Source organism: Stutzerimonas sp. (genome assembly GCF_982611455.1).
On record NZ_CEXBBO010000031.1, the window covers coordinates 31,465 to 52,577 of the forward strand.

Here is a 21,113-nt window from a genome sequence, read left to right on the forward strand (position 1 = left end):
AATGTGGACGCTCTACAGAAGCAGGAAACCCCGGCGCGTGACGCCGGGGTTATGGCTCAAGGCTTAGGAATGTTCAGGGTTTCCGGTGATACTTCGGTCGCACCGGCTTCGTACAGCGACCAGGTCGTAACCGACTGCCAGCGATCGAGGAATTTCTTGGCCTCGTCACCGCTCAGGTTGAGCGGCTGGGCGCCGAGACCCTTCATGAAGCTCTGGAATTCTTCGTTACCTACAGCCTTGGAATAGGCCTCGGTGAGCTTCTTCTTGATGTCGTCAGGCGTGTCCTTACGGAACCATGCGCCCCAGAACGGACCCCACGGCAGGTAACTTTCCATCTTCGGAAGCGCCTTGGTGATCGGCTCGACGCCAGGCAGCTGCGGTAGCTCCTCGGTGGAGACCACGGCCAGACCCTTGATCTTGCCGGACGTAATCATTTCCCGCGCCGCGATCAGACTCAACGGCATGAAGTCGATATGGTCGCCCAGCATCGCAGTGATGCCTGGGCCATCGCCAGCGAAGGTCACTTCGCGAACCTTCAGGTCATCGACTGCTTCGATCATCGCGTGGACCGAGCCCGGCAGGCCGCCGGCACCGGTCACACCCATGCGCAGGGTGCCTGGATTGGCCTTGGCTTCGGCGAGCACGTCAGCCATGGAGTTGAACTTGCTGTCAGCGGGTGCGGCGATGACGGCGATGTTCTGGCCAATGATGTTGATCGTTTCGAAGGCGTCGTAATCGAAGTCCGCCAGCCCCAGCAATGGATAGAGCTGGGCGTTCTCTGCTGCGAGCAGCACGGTATAGCCGTCCGGACGCGACTGCAGTACATGGTTGCTGCCGATAACACCGGTGCCACCGGTGCGGTTGTTGATGATGATCTTGCCGCCCAGCTCCTTTTCCACGTACGGCGTGAGGCTGCGCATGACGATGTCGGTAGCGCCGCCGGCACCCCAGGGCACCACGCCCTGGATATTGCGCTCGGGGTAGTCGGCGTGTGCCGGCAGGGCCATGGCGACCGCCGCTGTGGTGAGCGTGACGCTGGCGATGAGTTTTCTGAGCATGGGTGTGACTCCGTTGTTGTTGTTTTTGCGTGGGTTGTTTCAGACCGACGTGGCTGCTTTGCGGCGCTTGAGCAGGCCCATCAGAGGGGTATTGCCGAGAACAATCAGCATCAGGCCGGTGGTCAGCAACAGCGACAGGGGATTGGTGAACAGATCGGTGACGAAGGTCACCGGGTTGTCGCCGACCGAGGACATCGCCTGACGGTACGAGGTGTCCATCAGCGGGCCGAGGATCACGCCGAGAATCACCGGGCCCATTTGGAAGCCGAAGGTCTTCAGGAAGTAACCCACCAGACCGAAGCCGAGCATCCAATACACCTCGGTCATGCTGCTGTTGATCGAGTAAGTGCCGACCGTGCAGAGCACCAGAATCAGCGGGACCAGGATCGCTTTCGGGATTTCCACCATCTTGGCGAAGAGCTTGATGCCGGCCAGGCCGAAGATCATCAGGAAGATGTTGGCCAGTGCCAGGTTGCCCACGGTGAACCAGAAAATATGCGGGTTTTCCACCATCAGCATCGGGCCAGGATTCAGACCATGAATCACCAGCGCACCGAGAATGACGGCGGTCACCGCATCGCCCGGCATACCAAGGGTCAGCATGGGCACATAAGCGCCACCCACCGCCGCGCTGTTGGCGGTCTCAGGCGCGACCAACCCCTCATAGGCGCCTTCACCGAAGGGGCGGGAGGGGTTTTTCACGCTGCGCTTGGCATGGTCGTAAGCCATCAGTGCGGCGATATCGCCACCGACACCGGGCAGTACGCCGACAACGACGCCGATGATCGAGGTGCGGATCGACAGCGGCAGGAACTTCAACACCATGGCCAACGACGGAATGATCTTGTCGACCTTCTGCTTGATCGGCGCGGTGTCCAGGTTGTGCATCATCGACAAGGCTTCGGCGACGCCGAACAGGCCGATCATCACCACCACGTAATGGATGCCGCCCATGAGTTCGATCTGGCCGAGGGTGAAGCGACCTTCCGCGGTGACCGGGTCCATGCCCACCATGCCAATGATGGCGCCGAGGGCAGCGGCAAATATGCCCTTGGCCAGCGAGCCCTTGGCCAGGCTACCGACCAGCAGAAGGCCGATGCCAGCTATCAGAAAGTAATCGCGCGGAGCGAATTTCAGCGCGAGATCGCCAATCACCGGTGCCGCGGTAGCCAGTAGCAATGTGCCGACCAGGCCGCCGATGACCGACATCACGGTGCTCAGGCCGATGGCCTGGCCGGCTTCGCCGAGCTTGGCCAGCGGATAGCCGTCGAAGGCGGTAGCGACGGAGGATGGCGCGCCAGGGATGTTCAGCAGGATCGCGCTACGCGAGCCGCCATAGACGCCGCCGATGTAGATGCCGACGATCAACGCCAGCGCCTGGTTGACTTCCCAGCCGAAGGTAAAAGACACCAGAATCGAGACGGCCATGGTGACCGAAAGGCCCGGAATCGCGCCGATATAAATGCCGGCGAAGGTGCCGAGGGCGGTGAGCATCAGCAGGTTCGGGTCGAACCAGGCCATGGTGAAATAAGTAAAGGCTTCGCTCATGTCATTGGCCTCAGGGCAGGTAGACGCTGAAGACCAGCGTGAACATCAGATAGATGATGGCCAGGGCCAGCGCACTGACGCCTAGTGCCAGCAGCACGCCGCCGCGACGCAGGTAGAGGATGCAGGCCGAGGTGAAGATAAAGGTGCTGACGTAAAAGCTGACCCAGTCCATGGCGACCAGGTAAGCCACCGCCATCGCCAGGAACACCAGCACGCGCACCGGAAAATGCTCGCCGCAGAACTGGCGCAGGGCGGCCAGCCCGTGAACGGCCGCGGGTTTCTTGGCCAGCGCTTCGACCAGGCACCAGAGGGCCGAGGCAACCATGATGAGGCTGATGCCGAGCGGGAAGGCGCCAGCGGAGTTGATCGAGGAAAAGCCGGAGATGCCGTAGGCCAGATAGCCGATGACCAGGCTCAGCATCAGCAGCACGGCGCCGAAAACGAGCTCGCCGACCAGTCGGGTCTTGGGTTCTTTCATGTCTTGCTCCTGCGTGGACGGGCGGGATGCCTCAGCGCGGTTGGAGCCGGAAGGGTAGCGGGAGGGGTTCGACTGTGCTGAAGAAAGGCTGCGCAGGGGCCCCGTCTGGTGGTCCGGCTGCAGCGGCTGGCTCGTCGCACGACCCAACGATGCGGGATGATTCATAGCAGGGACACTCTTATTGTTGGTGTGGTCGAGAAGGGCGGGCCCGTCTTCGTCTTGAGCTAATAGTGCGAGCACCACGACAGCGAATCAATTTGATCTGGCCGATTACCGCACGAAAACTAACTGGTTAGAACATATTGGGCAACATGCGTCGATTTCCCGATCCGGCTACCGTCTTTTAGAATCGCTGCCTTCTCAGACGGGGTACCGGCGCATGGCGGGCAATCAGATCGAAAGGGCACTGGGTGTGCTGGAACAGCTGGCCGGTGCGGGTGAGGGCCTGGCGCTGCAAACGCTGGCCGACCGTCTGAACATTCCCAAGAGCGCGACGCATCGCATGCTCGCTGAACTCGTACGCCTCGGGTACGTCCGACAGGACGGTTTGACCGGCCGCTATCGCTTGTCGACCCGCCTGATCGCGCTGGGCTTCCGACAGTTGGCGCACATCGGTGCGGATGTTGTTCAGCCGATTCTCGATCGCCTCGCCGAAACCGCCGGTGAGCTGGTGCGTCTCGGTGTGGTGGAGCCACGGCGGTTAACTTGGATCGCCAAATCGCAGGGTGCCCGTTCGGGGCTGCGCTACGACCCGGATATGGGCCGCGAAGCGCCACTGTTCTGCACCGCCTCTGGTCATGCCTGGCTCGCTTGCATGAGTGATGAAGAAGCTTTGGAGCGAGTACGACAGCAGCGAGCAAACAGTGCCGACATGGTCATCGGCCCCAACGCGCCGCGTGATGACCAAGCCTTACTGGCTTGCCTGGCGCAGGCGCGCACACGGGGTTACGCCTGGGTGGCGGAGAGTTCGGCGATAGGGATGTCAGCGCTGGCCGCCGTGGTTGTTCATCCGCAGCAGGGCCAGCCGCTCGGTGTGTTGAGCATTGCCGGCCCCAGCGCGCGATTGCCCGAGGCGCGTATCCATGAGCTGGCACCGGCGCTGATCGCAGCGAGCAAGGAACTGTCCGACGCCAGCCAGGCGTCCGAATTCTTCGCCTGAAATGGGCGGGGCAGGTTCCGGTCAGGCTGAGACGGCCTTCAGCGAAACGGTTGGCTGGTCTGTCGTTCTTGTCCGCGGTTTGTTTAGCCAACGCTTCGCTGACATTTCTGCTGTGGCTGTCGTGGCGACGCCGTATGCGGAAGGGAATGAGGCATCGGAGCGACGCACGGTTGTGTCCGATAACCGCACCAATTTGTTCGTTTGATCGAAATTCAGGTGTTCTGCGCGTTGCAGTAAGCGCGCTCGTACCTTCAAATATCGCCAGGATTAAAAAATGGAACCATGTTCCGGAATTGTGATTCGCCTGGAGACGACAAGCCTTGAACAATCCTTTGCAGATAGCGCTGATCGGTGCCGGTGTCATGGGCCGCCAGCATCATGAGGTGATCTCCCGCTCATCGGCAGCCCAGCTCTGCGCCATTGCCGATCCCAGCCCGCAGGCCGAAGCGTTGGCGGCTGGATGGGGCGTTGAATGCTTCGCCGATCCGGTTGATCTGCTTGAGCGAGTCAGACCCGATGCGGTCATTGTTGCCAACCCCAACGCCCTGCATGTGAGTACGGCGCTGCAATGCGTGGAACGCGGCATCCCGGTGCTGCTGGAAAAGCCCGTAGCCACCGAGCTGGACCAGGTACGCCAGCTCGTCGATGCCTGTAACAGGACTCGGGTACCGGTGTTGGTTGGCCATCATCGGCGGCACAACCCTCTGATCGTGCGGGCTCGCCAGTTGCTCGATGAACAGGCGCTGGGCCGGCTGACGACCGTCACTGCAATGTGGCAGTTACAAAAACCGGAAAGCTATTTCGAGGCTCCTTGGCGACGTGGGCCGGGCGCTGGGTTGCTGCTGACCAACCTCATCCACGATCTGGACCTGTTGCGGTATCTATGTGGTGAGGTGCGCCAGGTTCAGGCATTTCTCGACAATGGCGTCCGCGGTTTCGGCAATGAAGACAGCGCTGCGGTGATTTTGCGTTTCGAGAACGGCGCCGTAGGCAGTCTGACCGCTTCGGATGCCGTCGCGGCTCCCTGGAGTTGGGAGCTCGACTCCGGAGAAAATCTTGTTTACCCCCGCCAGTTCGACCAGCCCTGCTATTTGCTCGCCGGAACTCACGGCGCGCTCAGCCTGCCGCAGCTGCAGCGTTGGCAATATGCCCAGCCGGGTGAAGGCTGGCACCAGCCCTTGTTGCGTCACAGCGAGCCGATACCGGCGGGCGATGCCCTGAGCCTTCAGTTCGAGCACTTTCTCGCAGTGGTTCGCGGCGAAACTGCGCCATTGATCGACGCGGCCGATGCCGGACGGACCCTGGCACTGGTGGAGGCGATCGAGCGCGCCGCCCAGACCGGCTCAACGTGCGAACCCGAACGCCTCTAATGAGAACAACTCAATGACCGATCGAATCGTTTCCCTGGCAGCCCTGACCGTCCTTGAGCTGTCTCCGCCAGAAATGGTCGAGATCGCCGCCCGCGCCGGTTACAGCCACGTGGGGCTTCGCCTGATACCGGCCACGCCCGAAGAGCATCACTTCCCGCTGGTCGCTGACCGTACGCTTCAGCAGCAGACCCTTGCTCGCCTGCGCGACACCGGTGTGCGAGTGCTCGATGTGGAAATTCTGCGACTCAAGTCCGATACGCACGTTGCCGATTTCGAGGCGGTGCTGGCGATCGGCGCGGAGTTCGGCGCCAGCGAGGTGCTGGTCGCGGGCAATGATCCTGACGAGGCGCGGCTGACCGAGCGTTTCGCGCAGCTGTGCGATCTAGCCGCGCCGTTCGGCCTGCATCCACATCTGGAGTTCATGCCCTGGACCGATGCCCGCGATCTGACTCAGGCGGTGCGCATCGTCGAGGCGGCGGGTCGCGACAACGGCGGCGTGCTGGTCGATGCGTTCCATTTCGATCGCTCGGGGTCACGCCTGGGTGATCTGGCAAACGTATCGCCGGCACGTTTGCGCTACATGCAGCTATGCGACGTGGCGGGGCCGCGGCCAGACGACATGACTGAAATCCTCCGTCAGGCGCGCAATGAGCGCCGCTTTCCCGGCGAAGGGGATTGCGACCTGACAGGGTTGCTACAAGCGATGCCGGTGAACATTCCGCTGAGTCTGGAAATTCCCACGCGTCAGTTGATGGAGCAGGGTGTCAGCGCGCTAGACCGGGCACGCATGGCGCTGGAGGCGAGTCGCCGGGTGTTGGCATCGGTGTGATCCAAACGCAACGGCGAGTGGCCACCCGGAGTTTGGCGCTTCGAATTACGGTTCGATAATCGAACAATAAAACTCACCGGTTAGTACATTTGTTTTGCCTATCCGGTAATCGCACGCGAAGATCAGGGTCAATATTGGACCACCCGTATACGTTCGACGAAGCGACTACACGTCGCCGCCCATCGACCAGGAGCCATTCGCATGCATCGCTCGATCGCCACTGTCTCTCTGAGCGGGACCCTTCCAGAAAAGCTCGAAGCCATTGCCGCCGCCGGGTTCGACGGGGTCGAAATCTTCGAGAATGACCTGCTTTATTATTCCGGCAGCCCGCGCGACATACAGCGCATGTGCCAGGAATTGGGCATCGCGATCACCCTGTTTCAGCCCTTTCGCGATTTCGAAGGCTGCCGTCGCGAGCGGTTGCAGCGCAACATCGACCGCGCCGAACGTAAGTTCGATCTGATGCAGGAACTGGGTACCGACTTGGTGCTGGTCTGCAGCAATGTGCAGCCGGACTCGCTCGGAGATGAAAACATTCTCGCGGACGATCTGGCCCTGCTGGCCGAGCGCGCGGGTGCGCGCCAGCTACGGATCGGCTACGAGGCGCTGGCCTGGGGGCAGCACGTCAATACCTACCAGCAGGTGTGGAAGCTGGTACAGCAAGTCGATCACCCGGCGTTGGGCATGATTCTGGACAGTTTCCATACCCTGTCGATCAAGGGCGACCCGGCCGCTATCGCTGCGATTCCGGCAGACAAGATCTTCTTCGTACAGATGGCCGATGCGCCGGTGCTGGCCATGGATGTGCTGGAGTGGAGCCGCCATTTCCGTTGTTTTCCCGGCCAAGGTGAGTTCGACCTGCCGGGCTTTCTGGCACCGATCCTGAGCACCGGCTACACGGGCCCGCTGTCGCTGGAAATCTTCAATGATGGCTTTCGTGCGGCACCGCCCCGGAGCAATGCCGCCGATGGGTTGCGCTCGTTGCTCTACCTTGAGGAAAAGACACGCAAACTGTTGGAACAGACTCCGGCGCCTGCCGCACAGCTGGACAGGCTCTTCGCCCCGCCCGAGGCGAGCCGCTACGAAGGCGTGGAGTTTCTCGAGTTCGCCATGGATGAACCCTGCGCAGCCAAGCTGACCGGCTGGCTCGAGAAACTGGGCTTTGCGCAGGCAGGTAAGCACCGGTCCAAGGCGGTTAGCCTGCTTCGTCAGGGTGACATCAATATCGTGGTCAATGCCGAGCCTTATTCATTCGGCCACAATTTTTTCGAGGCCCATGGCCCGTCTCTGTGCGCCACCGCTCTGCGCGTGCGTGACGGTGCCTCGGCGCTGGAGCGCGCGCGGGCGTTCAAGGGCCAACCCTATCGGGGGCTGGTCGGTCCGAACGAGACGGAGATTCCCGCAGTGCGCGCGCCAGACGGCAGCCTGATCTATCTGGTGGAGCACGGCGAGCCGGGGCGCACCATCTACGACAGCGATTTCATCCTCGATCCTGCGGCCAAACAAAGTGGCCAACTCGAACGTATCGACCATATGGCCATGGCGTTGCCGGCAGATGTATTGGATACCTGGGTGCTGTTCTACAAAACGCTGTTCGACTTCCAGGCCGACGATGAAGTGGTGCTGCCCGACCCCTATGGTTTGGTCAAAAGCCGGGCGATCCGCAGCCGCTGCAGCAGCATCCGCCTGCCGCTGAATATTTCGGAAAACCGTAACACGGCGATTTCCCATGCCGTGTCGAGCTACCGAGGTTCGGGCGTGCATCACATCGCCTTTGCTTGCCAAGACATCTTTACCGAGATCAACCGGGCCAAGGATGCCGGCGTGCCGTTGCTCGACATTCCGCTGAACTACTACGACGATCTGGCCGCGCGTTTCGATTTCGACGATGAGTTCTTGAGCGAGCTGGCTTATTACAACGTGCTCTATGATCGGGACGCGCAGGGAGGGGAGCTGTTCCACGTCTATACCGAGGCGTTCGAGGGGCGGTTCTTTTTCGAGATATTGCAGCGCAAGAATGGTTACGCGGGGTACGGCGCCGCGAACGTCGCGGTGCGGCTGGCGGCGATGGCCAAATCGCGCAGCGGCGCAGCTGCTTCCCCGAAGCTGTAACGGGGCGGGCAGACGGCTCTTTATTTCAGCGGCAGGCGGTCCATAATCGCCAGCAGCCAAAGCCTGATAGATATAACAATGACCCAAGCAGCTGATGCCTTAGATACAGCGGTGCCCCGCAAGGGGCGCAAGAACAATCCAGAAAAGACGCGCCAGGATATCCTCGAAGCGGCCATCGCCGAGTTCGTCCAGCTGGGACTATCCGGCGCTCGGGTCGATGCCATCGCTGAGCGTACGCGCACTTCTAAGCGGATGATTTATTACTACTTCGGCAGCAAGGAGCAGCTCTACCTGCAGGTGCTCGAACGGCTTTACGGCGACATTCGCAATACTGAAAGCTCGCTGCACCTGGCTGAGCTGGAACCGCGCGACGCCATCCGCCGGCTGGTGGAGTTCACCTTCGACCATCACGATTGCAACCCTGGCTTCATCCGCATCGTCAGCGTCGAGAACATTCACCACGGTCAGTACGTGAAGCGCTCCGGGACGATCCGTTCGCTGAGCAATAACGTGCTGGTGCTGCTGGACGAAATCTTGCAGCGCGGCGAAGCCGAAGGGCTGTTCCGCAAGGGGCTGATAGCGCTGGATGTGCACCTGCTGATCAGCTCGTTCTGCTTCTACCGCAACTCCAACCGCCACACGTTCGGCGAAATTTTCCAGATCGACCTGCATGATCCGGTGGTGCAGCAACGGCATCGGGAAATGATCTGCGAATCGGTTCTGCGCTACCTGCAAGCCTGAGCAGCCCGGCCATTGCGGCCGGGCGCGAGCGCTACGTGAAAGCCAACCTTACATAGAAAGAAAGTGCGCCTGCATCCGCTCGGCATCGGCATGGATGCCTGTGAACAGCTCGAATGCCTTGACCGCCTGAAACACCGCCATGGTTCCGCCATCCAGTGTTTGGCAACCGATGGCGCGGGCGTGCTTGAGCAGTTCCGTTTCCAACGGGAAATAGATGATTTCAGCCACCCAAAGATGAGGTCGCAGCAACTCGACCGGCAGTGGCGTGCCCGGCAGTTTGGCCATGCCAACCGGGGTCGTATTGACCAGTCCGTCGGCGTTAGCCATCACGGCAGCCAGATCGCGGCCAACTTCGGCACGGCCTTCGCCGAAGGTGGCGTTGAGGTTGTTCACCAAGCCCTGAGCGCGTTCCGGCTCCACTTCGAAAACACTCAGACGCTCCACGCCCTCCAAAAGCAGGGCATGGGCCACGGCAGCACCGGCCCCACCCGCGCCCATCTGCATGACATGCCGGCGGGCCACGCCTGGCAGCCCGCGACGAAAGCCTTCGGCAAACCCGAGGGCATCGGTGTTATGCCCGACGCGTTTGCCATCCTTGAGCACCACCGTGTTGACGGCACCGATCCCGCGCGCCTCCTCGGACAGCTCATCGAGCAATGGGAGGATCGCCTGCTTGGCGGGAAAGGTGATGTTCAGTCCGGTGAAGCCCGTGCGCTCAGCCGCGGTCAGCAGGTCGGGTAGGGCCGCCAGATCCAGGCCGAGCTTGTCTAGGTCGATCAACCGGTACAGATAACGGATGCCTTGAGCGTCGCCTTCGTGCTCGTGCAGTGCCGGCGTGCGCGAGGCCTGGATGCCAGCGCCGATCAGACCGGCCAGTACGGATGGCTTGTTCGAATCAGTCATGGTCAGGCCTTGAGCAGGTGGACGAAGTGTTCCAGGCCGAGGCGGTAGCCGTGGCTGCCCAGCCCGCAAATTACACCGACGGCAATCGGTGAGACGTAGGAGTGATGGCGGAAGGCTTCGCGCTTGTGCACGTTTGAAAGATGCACCTCGATCACCGGGAGTTCCACCGCCGCCAACGCATCTCGTACTGCAACGGAGGTGTGGGTCCAGGCGGCAGGATTGATCAGGATGCCGGCGCAGCGGCCGCGTGCGGAATGGATGCGATCCAACAACTCGCCTTCATGGTTGGTCTGGAAGAATTCGACGGCCAGTCCGAGCGATGACGCCGTGCGTTCGCAAAGCGCGGCGATGTCCGCCAGGGTTTCGTAGCCATAGGTGGCAGGTTCGCGAGTGCCCAACAGATTCAGGTTGGGGCCGTTCAAAACAAGAATGGTCTGGGTCATTGTGGCTCTTCGATAAATGTACCATCTGGTTAATACACGATATCAAAGACCCCGCCGGGATCGTCATGCGCGTGCGGAAAGCCGGGCGGTAATCGAACAATGTTGTCATTCGACTTGCCATTGGCGCGCGTTACGACGCGCCTCGCGCAGTTCAGCTTGCAGCGCGTGCGCAGAGCCGAGCGCCGTCAGTCGCTGGAGATCGGAATGGCGTTCCCGTACCGCCTGCTCCAGCCAGTCGATTCGCGCCAATGTCGAGGGTGTGCAGGTCTGGCCGCCGAGGTCGTCCTGCAGGTCCAGCCAATGCGAGCGCCAGGCTTCCTTCAGGTACAGCGCGTCGAGATCGCCACTCAATGCTTGCTGCCATTCAGCGATGATGCCGCCCAGCCAATCGAGCACGGTCGCGCTGGCGCTACGTGCTTCGAGTTCCGCCCGCAGGCGTTGGTAGGCTTCGAGCGCGATGCGTTTTTCCAGCGCGAACGCGGCCAGTGCCAGGTGATCGCTTTGTTGTTCCAGCGGCAGCAGATGGGCGAAATACTGTCGGGTTTCGAAGCGCTCGGCTGCATGAAAACCCGGCGCTGCGGTGCCGTTGCTGTTGAACTGGCGCAGCGGATCGAAACGGTACATGTAGCCGAAGTCGAACAGGCGCACCTGCCCATCGTCGAGGGTGTTGCCGGGGCATAGGTCCCACTCGAACAGGCCGCCGAGTAGCAGCGTCACCAGCGCGTCGAACAACTGCAGCAGCTGCCGCTCGTTCCAGGTCTGGATGCGCTCGCCGTCGATCCATGGGGATAGCAGTACGCCATGGCGAAAGCTGGCGTAGCGGGTATCGACAATGGCGCTCAGATGCGCGCCGAGCGGCGGGTCGCGTTTGAGCACGCTCAGATCGGCGCGCCGCTGGATCTCATTGAGAAAGCTGGTCTGGCCATCGACGTTCTGCACCATGCAGCGCTCGCGTGCACGCTTGAGCGTCCAGTCGCGCCCGCCGGCGCGGATGCGGTAGACGTGAGCGGTCAAGCCGCCGCTGAAACATTCACGAACGTAGGGTTCGGTGCCCAAGGTGGCAGCCAGTTGTTCGAGCGGCAGCGGGCAGTCATCGCGCGTGCCGATTTCCAGCTCAGCGCCGCTGGCGACGAATGCCAACTGGGCCGCGTGGCGTTGCTGTTCCAAAGTCATGGCGCGAGTCCTCTGCCGATGGATGTTCGGACAGTTGCGGGTGGCTGGCGGCTCCAACCGCTGGATGGCAGGTGCGGAACTGACCGAAGCGGCGTCAATGCGGCGTATTCGGCGGGCTGTTTTTCTTGCCGAACGGGCAGCAATCGAAGGTTGGTGTCTTCACCCCTCTGCACCAGCAAAGGGTAGCGACCGGGCTCCGCCACGGTGAAATCGAAGCGACTTTCGGTGCGCAACTCATGGCGCGGAAAGGGTTTGAGCGGCTCGTGATCAGCTTTCCCCGAGCCGAGCTGCAAAGTGCCGGGTAGGAGCTCCAACTCCGTCGCGAAGCGATCGCCGGCGAGCGGTTCCCAGGTCGCCTGCAGCGCTTGACCGTTGAGTCGGATTTGGACCTGTGGTTCTGCTTGCGCGACAGGCGCGAGCAGACTGAAACAAAGGGCTAGGATAGAAGGACTAAGGGGCGGCAGAGGGCGCATGTCCGGCTCCGGCAAGGCGGGGAAGTCCCAGATATTCAAGCGGGTTTAGACGGCGTTGTGCAGGCTGAGAAAGGCCGATCGAGGCTTCCGGCGGCCACCGCCGGAAGGCAAAACTACGCCCCGCGGCTACGCCCCTCATCCAATCCCGAGGGAGGATGTTTTAGCCCACTTGCAGGGCGAGTATGGGTCTACTGCAAGACCGCCCAGCGGCACGCAGGAAGTTGTGGATCAAAAATAAGAAGCCACGAGGGATACACGAATGAACAAAAAGCTGTTTGCAGCGGCCGCGATCGGTCTCTCCGCAACCCTGAGTTTGCCGCTGTCCGTCCAGGCTGCCATCGAAGAAGGCAAGTTGGTCGTCTGGATAAACGGTGACAAGGGCTATAAAGGTCTGGCTGAGGTCGGCAAGAAATTCACCGAAGAAACCGGCATTCCAGTCGAAGTCGCCCATCCGGATGCGGCAACCGACAAGTTTCAGCAAGCCGCGGCCACTGGTAATGGACCGGATATCTTCATCTGGGCACATGACCGGCTCGGCGAATGGGCGCAGAGCGGGCTGCTTTCTCCGATTACGCCGAGCGCCAAGACCAAGGGTGAAATCGCTGATTTCGCCTGGGATGCGGTGAGTTATCAAGGCAAGCTGTGGGGCTATCCCATGGCGGTAGAAGCGCCTGCGCTGATCTACAACAAGGCGCTGGTGTCGACCCCGCCGAAATCCTTCGATGAAGTGTTCGCGCTCCAAAAAGAGCTTGCCGCCGATGGCAAGCGCGCAATTCTCTGGGATTACAACAACACCTATTTCACCTGGGCGCTGCTGGCGGCTAATGGTGGCTATGCCTTCGCCAACGGTGACTCGGGTTACGACGTCAGCAAGACCGGCGTCAACAACGAGGGCGCCAAGCAGGGCGCAACCGTGCTCAAAGAGCTGATCGATCAGGGCGTTATGCCCAAGGGCGCCGACTACAGCGCCGCCGAAGCCGCGTTCAACAAGGGCGAATCGGCGATGTTCATCAGCGGGCCCTGGGCCTGGTCGAATATCCGCAAGAGTGGCATCGATTTCGGAGTGGCACCGATCCCTGCCGTGGGTGACGGCCCGAGCAAGCCATTCTCCGGCGTGATGGCTGCGACGCTCAACGCAGCCAGCCCGAATCAGGCGTTGGCCGTAGAGTTCCTGGAGAACCACCTGTTGCAGGTCGAGGGGTTGAAAACCGTGAATGCCGACGTGCCGCTGGGTGCGGTGCCGAACAAGGCATACATGGCCGAACTGTCCAAAGATCCGCTGATCAAGGCCACCTTCGACAGCGCCGAACAAGGCCGGCCGATGCCGAACATCCCGCAGATGGGTGTGTTCTGGTCAGCGATGGAGCCTGCCCTGACCAATATCACGTCCGGTCGCCAATCGGTCGATGCCGCGCTAGATGACGCCGCCAAGCGAATCGTCAAGTAACGACAACCCGCAGCCGCCGCCGAAGACGCCTGCGTCTTTGGCGGCGCGCCATGAGGCCAAGATTCCGATGCCCGCCGTGAATGTTCCCGCCGAGATGCCCGGCCGCGCTGTGCCGAAACTGTCTATTCCCAGGTTGCCAGCTGCGATGCGCTGGGGGCTCTGGCTGCTTTGTAACGCCTTCGCCCTGTACTTGATTGTTGCTCTATATGCCCAGGGGCAGACGGTATTCGCCCTGCTTGGGCTGGTGGTCGCGGGGCTCGCCAGTTTCGTTTTCATCAATCGCCGCGCCTACGCCCACCGCTACATCTTTCCAGCGGTGGCCGGGATGCTGATATTCGTGATCTTCCCGCTGCTGTACACCGTAGGCATCGGCTTTACCAACTACAGCGGCACCAACCTGCTGAGCTTTGATCAAGCCCAGCGATATCACCTCAGCCAGACCTACCTGGCCGGGGAGCGCTTCGGTTTCAGCCTGCACCAGAGTGACGACGGCAAGATGCGTCTGCGCGTCGACAAGGGCGAGCAGGGCGTGTGGATTTCCGCACCTTTGCAGGGCGAGCCGCTGGAAAACGAGCCGCTGAGAATGAGTCCCGAGGCTGAGGTCGATGATTTGGGCCCGGCGTTGCCGCTGCGTGACGTGATTCGCCAGCGCAAGCAGTTGGAGCAGTGGGTTATGCGCGGCTCTGAAGGTCAGCTACTGCGTCTCTACGGGCTGCGTGAAGTAGCCGCGGTAGAGTCGCTGTATCGGTTGCAGGACGACGGTTCGCTGCTCAACAACCAGACCGGCGAACGCCTGACCGCCAACGACGAGATCGGCTTCTATGTAGACGCCGAAGGCCAAAATGTCGCGCCGGGTTATACCGTTTACGCCGGCTGGAGCAACTTTGCCAAAGTGCTGGCCGACCCGAAGATTCGCGGCCCGTTCCTGCAAATCTTCGTCTGGACGGTATGTTTCGCGGCGCTGACGGTGGTTTTCACCCTGGCCGTGGGACTGGTGCTGGCGAGCCTGCTGCAATGGGAAATGGTGCGCGGCAAGGCCTTCTATCGACTGATGTTGATCCTGCCCTACGCGGTGCCGGCGTTCATCTCGATCCTGGTGTTCAAAGGCCTGTTCAACCAGAGTTTTGGCGAGATCAATTTGATGCTCGATAGCCTGTTCGGGATGCGTCCGGCCTGGTTCAGCGACCCGACGCTGGCGCGCAGCATGATTCTGCTGGTCAATACCTGGCTCGGTTATCCCTACATGCTGCTGCTGTGCATGGGACTGCTGCAGGCGATTCCGCGCGACCTCTACGAAGCCTCGGCGATGGACGGCGCGACGCCGCTGGACAACCTGCTGAAAATCACCTTGCCGTTGCTGATCAAGCCGTTGGCGCCGCTGCTGATCGCGAGCTTCGCCTTCAACTTCAACAATTTCGTGCTGATCACCCTGCTGACCCGCGGCGGGCCGGACATCCTCGGCACCACCACGCCAGCCGGCACCACTGACCTGCTGGTCAGCTACACCTACCGCATCGCCTTCCAGGATTCGGGGCAGAACTTTGCCCTGGCCGCGGCTATCGCCACGCTGATCTTTATCGTCGTCGGCGCCATGGCCTGGCTGAATCTGAAGCTTTCCAAGGTCAAGGTATGAGGGTTTAAGAAATGGCCATGGTTCAACCGAAATCCGTCAAATATCGCGTATGGCTGACGCATGCAGGGCTGCTCGCCTTTGTCGCGCTGATCGTGTTTCCGCTGCTGATGGTGGTGTCGATCTCCTTTCGAGAAGGCAATTTCGCTACCGGCAGCCTGTTTCCGGAAAGCCCCACGTTGGAACATTGGTCACTGGCGCTGGGCATTCCTTACGTTCATGAAAATGGAGTGGTCAGCAATCCGCCGTTTCCTGTGCTCACCTGGCTGTGGAACTCCGTGAAGATCGCGCTGATCAGTTCGGTGCTGATCCTGATGCTGTCCACCACCAGCGCCTACGCCTTCGCCCGGCTGCGTTTCCAGGGCAAGGGACCGATTCTCAAGGGCATGCTGATCTTTCAGATGTTTCCGCCGGTACTGACGCTGGTGGCGATTTATGCGTTGTTCGACCAGCTCGGCCAGCACGTAGGTTGGCTAGGAGTGAACACTCACGGTGCGGTGATCATCGCTTCGCTGGGCGGCATGGCGCTGCATATCTGGACCATCAAGGGTTATTTCGAGAGCATCGACGGCTCGCTGGAGGAGGCGGCCATCGTCGATGGCGCCACCACTTGGCAGGCCTTCGTGCACATCCTGTTACCCATGAGCGTGCCGATTCTGGCGGTGGTGTTCATCCTCGCCTTCATCACCAGCATCACCGAATACCCAATCGCCTCGGTGCTACTAATGGATGTGGACAAACTCACCCTGTCGGTTGGCGCCCAGCAGTATCTCTACGATCAGAACTACCTGTGGGGTGACTTCGCCGCGGCAGCCGTGCTGTCCGGATTGCCGATCACCGCGGTATTCCTCTACTGCCAGAAGTGGATCGTTGGCGGCCTGACGGCGGGCGGAGTGAAGGGTTAGCGCGCAACAGTGAATGGAATCGAGGGAGACGATATGAACGCCGCAATGCCTGCACCGTTGCCACTGATACCCGCGAAGATGAAGATGCCGCCGATGCCGCGCGGACTGCTGGCGCGGCCAAGGCTGGACGAGTGGTTGCAGCGCCTGGGTGAGGTGCGCCTGGCGGTGTTGCAGGCGCCCAGTGGGTTTGGCAAAACCACGCTGGCCTGCCAGTGGGCGTGCAGCTTCGATGGACGAGTCGCCTGGCTGCAGCTGCATCCCGGCGATAACGATCCGCTTCAGCTCGGCCGTTACCTATTGCACGTGGTCGATGCGCAGCTGGAACACGGCTGTCCACGCAGCCTGTTATTGGCCGAGCAGGGCAGGGAAGTCTTCGACACGCTGCTCACACACCTGCTGGCGGAGCTGCCGGGGGAGCATGAGCCGTTGTTGCTGGTGCTGGATGATTTCGAGGTCCTGCACAACGCTGAGGTCATTGCGGCCCTGCGGTTTTTTCTGCGCAACATGCCGGCATGGATAACGCTGCTGGTGTGCAGTCGTGGCCTGCCCGAGCTGGGTGTGGCGGACTTGCGTGTCAAACATCAACTGCTCACGGTGAATGCTCAGCATCTGGCGTTCGAGACCGACGAGGTGGAGGCGTTGCTCGGTTTGGGTTTGCCAGTGACGGTCAATCGCGAGCAGATCGAACGACTCAACCGGCGTATCGGCGGCTGGCCCTGTGCGCTGCAGCTGGCTCTGCAGGAAGTGCAGACCGGACGCGGCATGGATCTGTTTCTGGAAAACCTGCAGCTCGGGCATCCCTATATTCGCGACTATATGCGCGAGCAGGTAATGGACCGACTGAGCGCATCGAAACTCGAATTTCTCCAGGCCACCTGCCTGCTGGAGCGCTTCAATGCCTCCCTCGCCAATCACCTGACCCAAAACAGAAACGCCCGCGACATGCTCGAGCAGCTGGATCGCGGCGGCCTGTTCCTGCTGCCGTTGGACAGCCTGCGCCAGTGGTATGCCTATCACCCGCTGTTCGCGACATTTCTTCAGGGCGAGCTGCGCACGCATCAGCCGCAGCGCCTGTCGGATCTGCATTTGCGCGCTGCCGAAGCGTTGATGGCCGAAAGCCTGCCGGAAGAGGCGGCGCGCCATGCGGTGCAGGCGGGTTGTCCTACACGAGTCGGCGAAGTGCTGGAGCGGCATGGCCGGCAGTTTTATCGTCAGGGGCGGCTGGGGCTGTTGCAGCAATGTTTGGAAACTCTGCCGGAACAGGCCATCGCTGGCTCGCCATTGTTCACGTTGCTCCAGGCCTGGGTATCGCAGAACTCTTATCAGTTCGATCAGGTTGAACGTTGGTTCAAGGCGGGCGAGCAGGCGTTGCAACACAGCTGTTCGGACGAGGATTGGGCGCGCATCGTCGGCGAGTTCAATGCCGTTCGCGCACAGGTGGCGATGAACCGTGGCGATGAGCAGCGGGCGATAGCCCTGGCCCGCGAAGCGCTGGTGCGCGAGCCGCTGATCATGCGCACCTCGAAAGTCGCGGCGCTGTCGGGACTGGCCGAGGCGCACTTCGTTCAGGGGCTGCTGCCCCAGGCGCAAAAGCAGTACGAGGAGGCCGAACGCCGCGCGCGGGAAATTCGCGCCTCGCATCTGGTGGTGTGGAATCTTGGCCAGCTCTCGGAAATCGCCATCGCCCAAGGCTATCTGCAGAAGGCCTATTCGCTGCAGGAGCGGGCGATTCAGTACGTCGAGCAGGCCGAGCTGCAAGCCACGCCGATCATGGAGTTCATCTACCGCGTGCGCGGCCAGGTGCTGCTCGAATGGCATCATCTGGATGCTGCCGAGCAGTGCGCCCTGCAGGGCATCCAGATTCTCGAGGATGTCGGTGATCGTTGGCTCATGCAGTGTTACGCGTTGCTGGCCGGCGTGGCCCATGCGCGCGGCCAGCAGAGCGCGTGCGCCGATTACATCGGCAAGATTCAGAGCATGCTGGCTGATGACAATTACCACGTCGATTGGCTGGCGAATGCGCATGCGGTGATGCTCAGCTACTGGGATTCAACCCAGGACAAAACCGCCATTCAGCAATGGTTGCTTACCGCACCGGCGTTGCAGCGCGGGCTCAATCACTTCGCTCAGTACAACGGTCGCAACCATGCGCGTGCCTATCTTTCGCTGAAGCAGCCGGACAAGGCGCTGCCGATCCTTCGCCAGTTGCAGATTGATGCCGAACATCATGGTCTGGTGATGGACCTCAACCGCAACCATATTCTGCTGGCCCAGCTGCACTGGCTGCGTGAGGAGCGTCAACAGGCGCTGGATCATTTGCAGTTGGCGCTGACTCTGGCCAGCAGCACCGGCGCCATCGGCAGCTTTCTGCGCATTGGCAAATTGATCATCGCCATGCTCAAGGCGCTGCAGCACGAGCGCCAGCTCGATGAACTGGAAGCCCAGCGCGCCGATCGGCTGATCGTATTGGCGCAGCAGCAACGCGACTTCAGCCGGGCGATCCGCATCACGCTCGACGAGGCGGTGATCCAGGACATCATCAATCGCCCGGACGTGCCCGAGCTGATCCGTCATTCACCGCTGACGCGCCGCGAATGGCAGGTGCTCAGTCTGATCCATGCCGGGCAGTCCAACGAGCAGATCGCCGAACACCTCAACGTGGCACCGACGACCATCAAGACGCATATCCGCAGCCTCTACCAGAAGCTCAACATCACCCACCGCAACGAGGCCGTACAGCTGGCGCGCAGCCTGTTGAGCAAGATTCAGGGCGAGTAGTGTTGATGACCGATTACGCATCCGGCCGGTCCAAGGTTGGATGCGTTTTTTATGACCGCTGGAGCCAGACATGTCGATGACCGAAAAACAGAAGATGCTCGCCGGTGAGCTGTATCAGCCGGGCGACGCCGAGCTGCAGGCTGATCAGGTTGCGGCCAAGGCTTGGATGGTGCGTTACAACGCCGCGGTCGGCGAAACCGCCGAAGTGCGTCGGGCCATGCTGGACGAGCTGTTTGGCAGCGTCGGCGAAGGCACGGTGGTGCGGCCGCCGTTTCACTGCGATTACGGCTACAACATCCATTTGGGCGATGGGGTGTTCCTTAACTTCAACTGCGTGATTCTGGATGTGGTCGAGGTGCGTATCGGCACTGGCACGCAGATCGGTCCGGCCGTGCAGATCTACGCGGCGGACCATCCTCGCGACGCAGCGGAGCGTCGTAGCGGCTTGGAATTCGGGCGTCCGGTGGTGATTGGTGAGCACGTATGGATCGGCGGCGGTGCGATCATCCTGCCGGGTGTGACCATCGGCGATGGTGCCTTGATCGGCGCGGGCAGTGTAGTGACTCGAGATGTTGCGGCAGGGGCGACCGTTGTCGGTAATCCAGCGCGTAGTCGCTGATCGGCTGAAGGGAAGAGAGGCAGCCGACCACATGGGCCGGCTGCCGATACCGCTTACTGCTGGGTCACGATGGCCATGTTGCCCGAGCCCATCTGCGACACGATCGCGCTGTTGTTCATGCCGCTCTGATCGAGTATCGCCTGGTTGGCGATGCCGCCCTGTAGCACTTGTGCCAGATGACCTTCGCCGGTCTGCATCAGGTTGACCTCGTTATCCGAACCGTAGATCTGCTGGATATCGGCGACGTTGAATTCACCCTGTTGAGTTACGTCCACAACATTGTTGTCGCCATAGCTTGCGCCGGTCAGTTCGTTGCCGTTGCCGCTCTGGTTGGCAGTGAGCAGGTTGTCGGAGCCGTCCTGAGCGAAGTCGATCAGGTGATCGGTGCCTTCCTGCGTGACGTAAGCCTCGTTGTATTCGCCGGCCTGCTGTAGCGAAGCGGTCTGCAGGCTACCGTCGAGCTGGTCGACGATGGCGTAGTTGTTGTCGCCGTTCTGCTCGGTGCTGGCGTCGTTGCTTTCGCCAGCCTGGAAAATGTCGGCGCTGTTGGACGTGCCGTCCTGATAAATCGATGCGGTTTGCAGCGAGCCGCTCTGGTCGATGTAGGCCTCGTTCATCAGCCCTTGCGATTGAATGCTGGCGGTATGTTCCGAACCCTCCTGCATCACCGACGCGGTCTGCAGATCGCCTTGTTGAACGACCTCGGCGCTGGAGTCGAAGGCATTCACCTGATAGACGGTCGCATCGTTGCTGTCGCCCTGTTGCTCGACGAAGCCGTCGTTGCGTGCGCCGCCTTCCTGCCATACCAGCGAGACGTTGTCGTTGCCGATCTGCAGTTGCTCGGATTGGCTCGATTCGGTGTTGCTCTGAATGGCTTCGGCGAAGTTGTCGTTACCGTCCTGATCGGTCACGGCGGTGCTCAGGTTGGCGGAGGTCTGCTCGGTGATCGCGGTATTGAAGTTGCCTTCCTGGTACTGACGCGCGCTGGCACCGAAGGAGTCGTTCTGGACGATGCTCGCGTCCTGGTTGTCGCCCTGTTGCAGCTGGATCGCTTCGCTCTGTTCGGTTGCGTTCTGCGTGATATCAGCGAAGTTCAGGTTGCCGGTCTGGGTCTGGACGGCATCCGATATCGTGGCCTGGTCCTGAGTGACCGTTCCGTCATTGTTCGCGCCGATCTGCGACTGATAAGACAGGTTGTCCTGGCCGCCGGTCTGGGTTACTTCCGCAATGTTGTCGGCACCCGACTGGTTTTGCTCTGCGCTGTTTTCGTCAGCGTAGGCTTGGGTGGCGAGGATCGCGATGATGGCGGCTGCGAGGGGCTTGCACTTGAACATGTCGACTCTCCATGGGTTTGGGGATGCGTGTCGCTCCTGGCTGGTGCGGCGGCGCAGGGAGTGCTGGGCGCGGCAGCTACTACGGGTCAGTCCTGGAACTGCACTGATCCTAT

17 protein-coding genes are annotated in these 21,113 nt (G+C 61.2%); 10 read left to right on the plus strand and 7 right to left on the minus strand.

Going from position 1 to position 21,113, the window contains the following annotated elements:
• Positions 1–56: 56 nt before the first annotated feature.
• Genes AC2LD7_RS17100 through AC2LD7_RS17110 form a run of 3 tightly spaced genes read right to left on the minus strand, consistent with a single transcriptional unit; the run spans position 57 to position 3,084 of the window.
• Positions 57–1,058: a tripartite tricarboxylate transporter substrate binding protein gene (locus AC2LD7_RS17100; protein WP_484598926.1), complete on the minus strand. Its 1,002-nt coding sequence runs from the start codon at positions 1,056–1,058 to the stop codon at positions 57–59.
• Positions 1,059–1,097: 39 nt separating this feature from the next.
• On the minus strand, positions 1,098–2,606 hold the full coding sequence (locus AC2LD7_RS17105; RefSeq protein WP_484598927.1) for a tripartite tricarboxylate transporter permease: 1,509 nt from the start codon (positions 2,604–2,606) through the stop codon (positions 1,098–1,100).
• 10 nt (positions 2,607–2,616) lie between these two features.
• Positions 2,617–3,084 carry a tripartite tricarboxylate transporter TctB family protein gene (locus tag AC2LD7_RS17110; protein ID WP_484598928.1) on the minus strand — a complete coding sequence of 156 codons (468 nt, stop codon included), beginning with the start codon at positions 3,082–3,084 and terminating at the stop codon, positions 2,617–2,619.
• Between the two features lie 379 nt (positions 3,085–3,463).
• Between AC2LD7_RS17110 and AC2LD7_RS17115 the strand changes: the two genes are divergently transcribed.
• From AC2LD7_RS17115 to AC2LD7_RS17135, 5 genes are all read left to right on the plus strand, one after another.
• On the plus strand, positions 3,464–4,243 hold the full coding sequence (locus AC2LD7_RS17115; RefSeq protein WP_484598929.1) for an IclR family transcriptional regulator: 780 nt from the start codon (positions 3,464–3,466) through the stop codon (positions 4,241–4,243).
• Positions 4,244–4,563: 320 nt separating this feature from the next.
• Positions 4,564–5,613: a Gfo/Idh/MocA family protein gene (locus AC2LD7_RS17120; RefSeq protein WP_484598930.1), complete on the plus strand. Its 1,050-nt coding sequence runs from the start codon at positions 4,564–4,566 to the stop codon at positions 5,611–5,613.
• A gap of 13 nt (positions 5,614–5,626) precedes the next feature.
• Complete coding sequence (locus AC2LD7_RS17125) at positions 5,627–6,442, plus strand: sugar phosphate isomerase/epimerase family protein (RefSeq protein ID WP_484598931.1); 816 nt, start codon at positions 5,627–5,629, stop codon at positions 6,440–6,442.
• A gap of 201 nt (positions 6,443–6,643) precedes the next feature.
• A complete protein-coding gene (gene quiC / locus AC2LD7_RS17130) occupies positions 6,644–8,554 on the plus strand; it encodes a 3-dehydroshikimate dehydratase QuiC (RefSeq protein ID WP_484598932.1) in 1,911 nt (636 codons plus the stop codon).
• A gap of 78 nt (positions 8,555–8,632) precedes the next feature.
• On the plus strand, positions 8,633–9,295 hold the full coding sequence (locus AC2LD7_RS17135; RefSeq protein ID WP_484598933.1) for a TetR/AcrR family transcriptional regulator: 663 nt from the start codon (positions 8,633–8,635) through the stop codon (positions 9,293–9,295).
• 48 nt (positions 9,296–9,343) lie between these two features.
• Here the strand turns inward: AC2LD7_RS17135 and AC2LD7_RS17140 are convergent, their stop codons facing one another.
• The 3 genes from AC2LD7_RS17140 to AC2LD7_RS17150 all read right to left on the minus strand — a co-directional run bounded on the left by AC2LD7_RS17140 (position 9,344) and on the right by AC2LD7_RS17150 (position 11,814).
• Positions 9,344–10,198: a shikimate dehydrogenase gene (locus tag AC2LD7_RS17140; protein WP_484598934.1), complete on the minus strand. Its 855-nt coding sequence runs from the start codon at positions 10,196–10,198 to the stop codon at positions 9,344–9,346.
• A 2-nt stretch (positions 10,199–10,200) separates the two neighbouring features.
• Positions 10,201–10,641, minus strand: coding sequence for a type II 3-dehydroquinate dehydratase (gene aroQ, locus AC2LD7_RS17145; RefSeq protein WP_484598935.1), 441 nt, complete (start codon positions 10,639–10,641; stop codon positions 10,201–10,203).
• A 105-nt stretch (positions 10,642–10,746) separates the two neighbouring features.
• A complete protein-coding gene (locus AC2LD7_RS17150; RefSeq protein WP_484598936.1) occupies positions 10,747–11,814 on the minus strand; it encodes a protein kinase family protein in 1,068 nt (355 codons plus the stop codon).
• 732 nt (positions 11,815–12,546) lie between these two features.
• On the opposite strand from AC2LD7_RS17150, the gene malE reads away from it, so the two are divergent.
• From malE to AC2LD7_RS17175, 5 genes are all read left to right on the plus strand, one after another.
• A complete protein-coding gene (malE, locus tag AC2LD7_RS17155) occupies positions 12,547–13,734 on the plus strand; it encodes a maltose/maltodextrin ABC transporter substrate-binding protein MalE (protein ID WP_484598937.1) in 1,188 nt (395 codons plus the stop codon).
• 67 nt (positions 13,735–13,801) lie between these two features.
• Entirely contained in the window at positions 13,802–15,367 is a 1,566-nt protein-coding gene (gene malF, locus AC2LD7_RS17160) for a maltose ABC transporter permease MalF (protein ID WP_484598938.1), read from the plus strand.
• A gap of 11 nt (positions 15,368–15,378) precedes the next feature.
• Complete coding sequence (gene malG / locus AC2LD7_RS17165) at positions 15,379–16,269, plus strand: maltose ABC transporter permease MalG (protein ID WP_484598939.1); 891 nt, start codon at positions 15,379–15,381, stop codon at positions 16,267–16,269.
• Positions 16,270–16,302: 33 nt separating this feature from the next.
• Positions 16,303–19,047 carry an HTH-type transcriptional regulator MalT gene (gene malT, locus AC2LD7_RS17170; protein WP_484598940.1) on the plus strand — a complete coding sequence of 915 codons (2,745 nt, stop codon included), beginning with the start codon at positions 16,303–16,305 and terminating at the stop codon, positions 19,045–19,047.
• A 70-nt stretch (positions 19,048–19,117) separates the two neighbouring features.
• Positions 19,118–19,666, plus strand: coding sequence for a sugar O-acetyltransferase (locus AC2LD7_RS17175; protein WP_484598941.1), 549 nt, complete (start codon positions 19,118–19,120; stop codon positions 19,664–19,666).
• A gap of 53 nt (positions 19,667–19,719) precedes the next feature.
• On the opposite strand, the gene AC2LD7_RS17180 is transcribed toward AC2LD7_RS17175, so the two are convergent.
• The gene (locus tag AC2LD7_RS17180; RefSeq protein ID WP_484598942.1) at positions 19,720–21,000 is read right to left on the minus strand and encodes a hypothetical protein; all 1,281 of its coding nucleotides are present in this window, start codon (positions 20,998–21,000) and stop codon (positions 19,720–19,722) included.
• Between the last annotated feature and the right edge of the window lie 113 nt (positions 21,001–21,113).

Bases quoted from the DNA above. Each gene is read 5' to 3' on its own strand.
- AC2LD7_RS17100 (WP_484598926.1), bottom strand. From the start codon at position 1,058: ATGCTCAGAAAACTCATCGCCAGCGTCACGCTCACCACAGCGGCGGTC.
- AC2LD7_RS17105 (WP_484598927.1), bottom strand. From the start codon at position 2,606: ATGAGCGAAGCCTTTACTTATTTCACCATGGCCTGGTTCGACCCGAAC.
- AC2LD7_RS17110 (WP_484598928.1), bottom strand. From the start codon at position 3,084: ATGAAAGAACCCAAGACCCGACTGGTCGGCGAGCTCGTTTTCGGCGCC.
- AC2LD7_RS17115 (WP_484598929.1), top strand. From the start codon at position 3,464: ATGGCGGGCAATCAGATCGAAAGGGCACTGGGTGTGCTGGAACAGCTG.
- AC2LD7_RS17125 (WP_484598931.1), top strand. From the start codon at position 5,627: ATGACCGATCGAATCGTTTCCCTGGCAGCCCTGACCGTCCTTGAGCTG.
- quiC (WP_484598932.1), top strand. From the start codon at position 6,644: ATGCATCGCTCGATCGCCACTGTCTCTCTGAGCGGGACCCTTCCAGAA.
- AC2LD7_RS17135 (WP_484598933.1), top strand. From the start codon at position 8,633: ATGACCCAAGCAGCTGATGCCTTAGATACAGCGGTGCCCCGCAAGGGG.
- AC2LD7_RS17140 (WP_484598934.1), bottom strand. From the start codon at position 10,198: ATGACTGATTCGAACAAGCCATCCGTACTGGCCGGTCTGATCGGCGCT.
- aroQ (WP_484598935.1), bottom strand. From the start codon at position 10,641: ATGACCCAGACCATTCTTGTTTTGAACGGCCCCAACCTGAATCTGTTG.
- AC2LD7_RS17150 (WP_484598936.1), bottom strand. From the start codon at position 11,814: ATGACTTTGGAACAGCAACGCCACGCGGCCCAGTTGGCATTCGTCGCC.
- malE (WP_484598937.1), top strand. From the start codon at position 12,547: ATGAACAAAAAGCTGTTTGCAGCGGCCGCGATCGGTCTCTCCGCAACC.
- malF (WP_484598938.1), top strand. From the start codon at position 13,802: ATGCCCGCCGTGAATGTTCCCGCCGAGATGCCCGGCCGCGCTGTGCCG.
- malG (WP_484598939.1), top strand. From the start codon at position 15,379: ATGGCCATGGTTCAACCGAAATCCGTCAAATATCGCGTATGGCTGACG.
- malT (WP_484598940.1), top strand. From the start codon at position 16,303: ATGAACGCCGCAATGCCTGCACCGTTGCCACTGATACCCGCGAAGATG.
- AC2LD7_RS17175 (WP_484598941.1), top strand. From the start codon at position 19,118: ATGTCGATGACCGAAAAACAGAAGATGCTCGCCGGTGAGCTGTATCAG.
- AC2LD7_RS17180 (WP_484598942.1), bottom strand. From the start codon at position 21,000: ATGTTCAAGTGCAAGCCCCTCGCAGCCGCCATCATCGCGATCCTCGCC.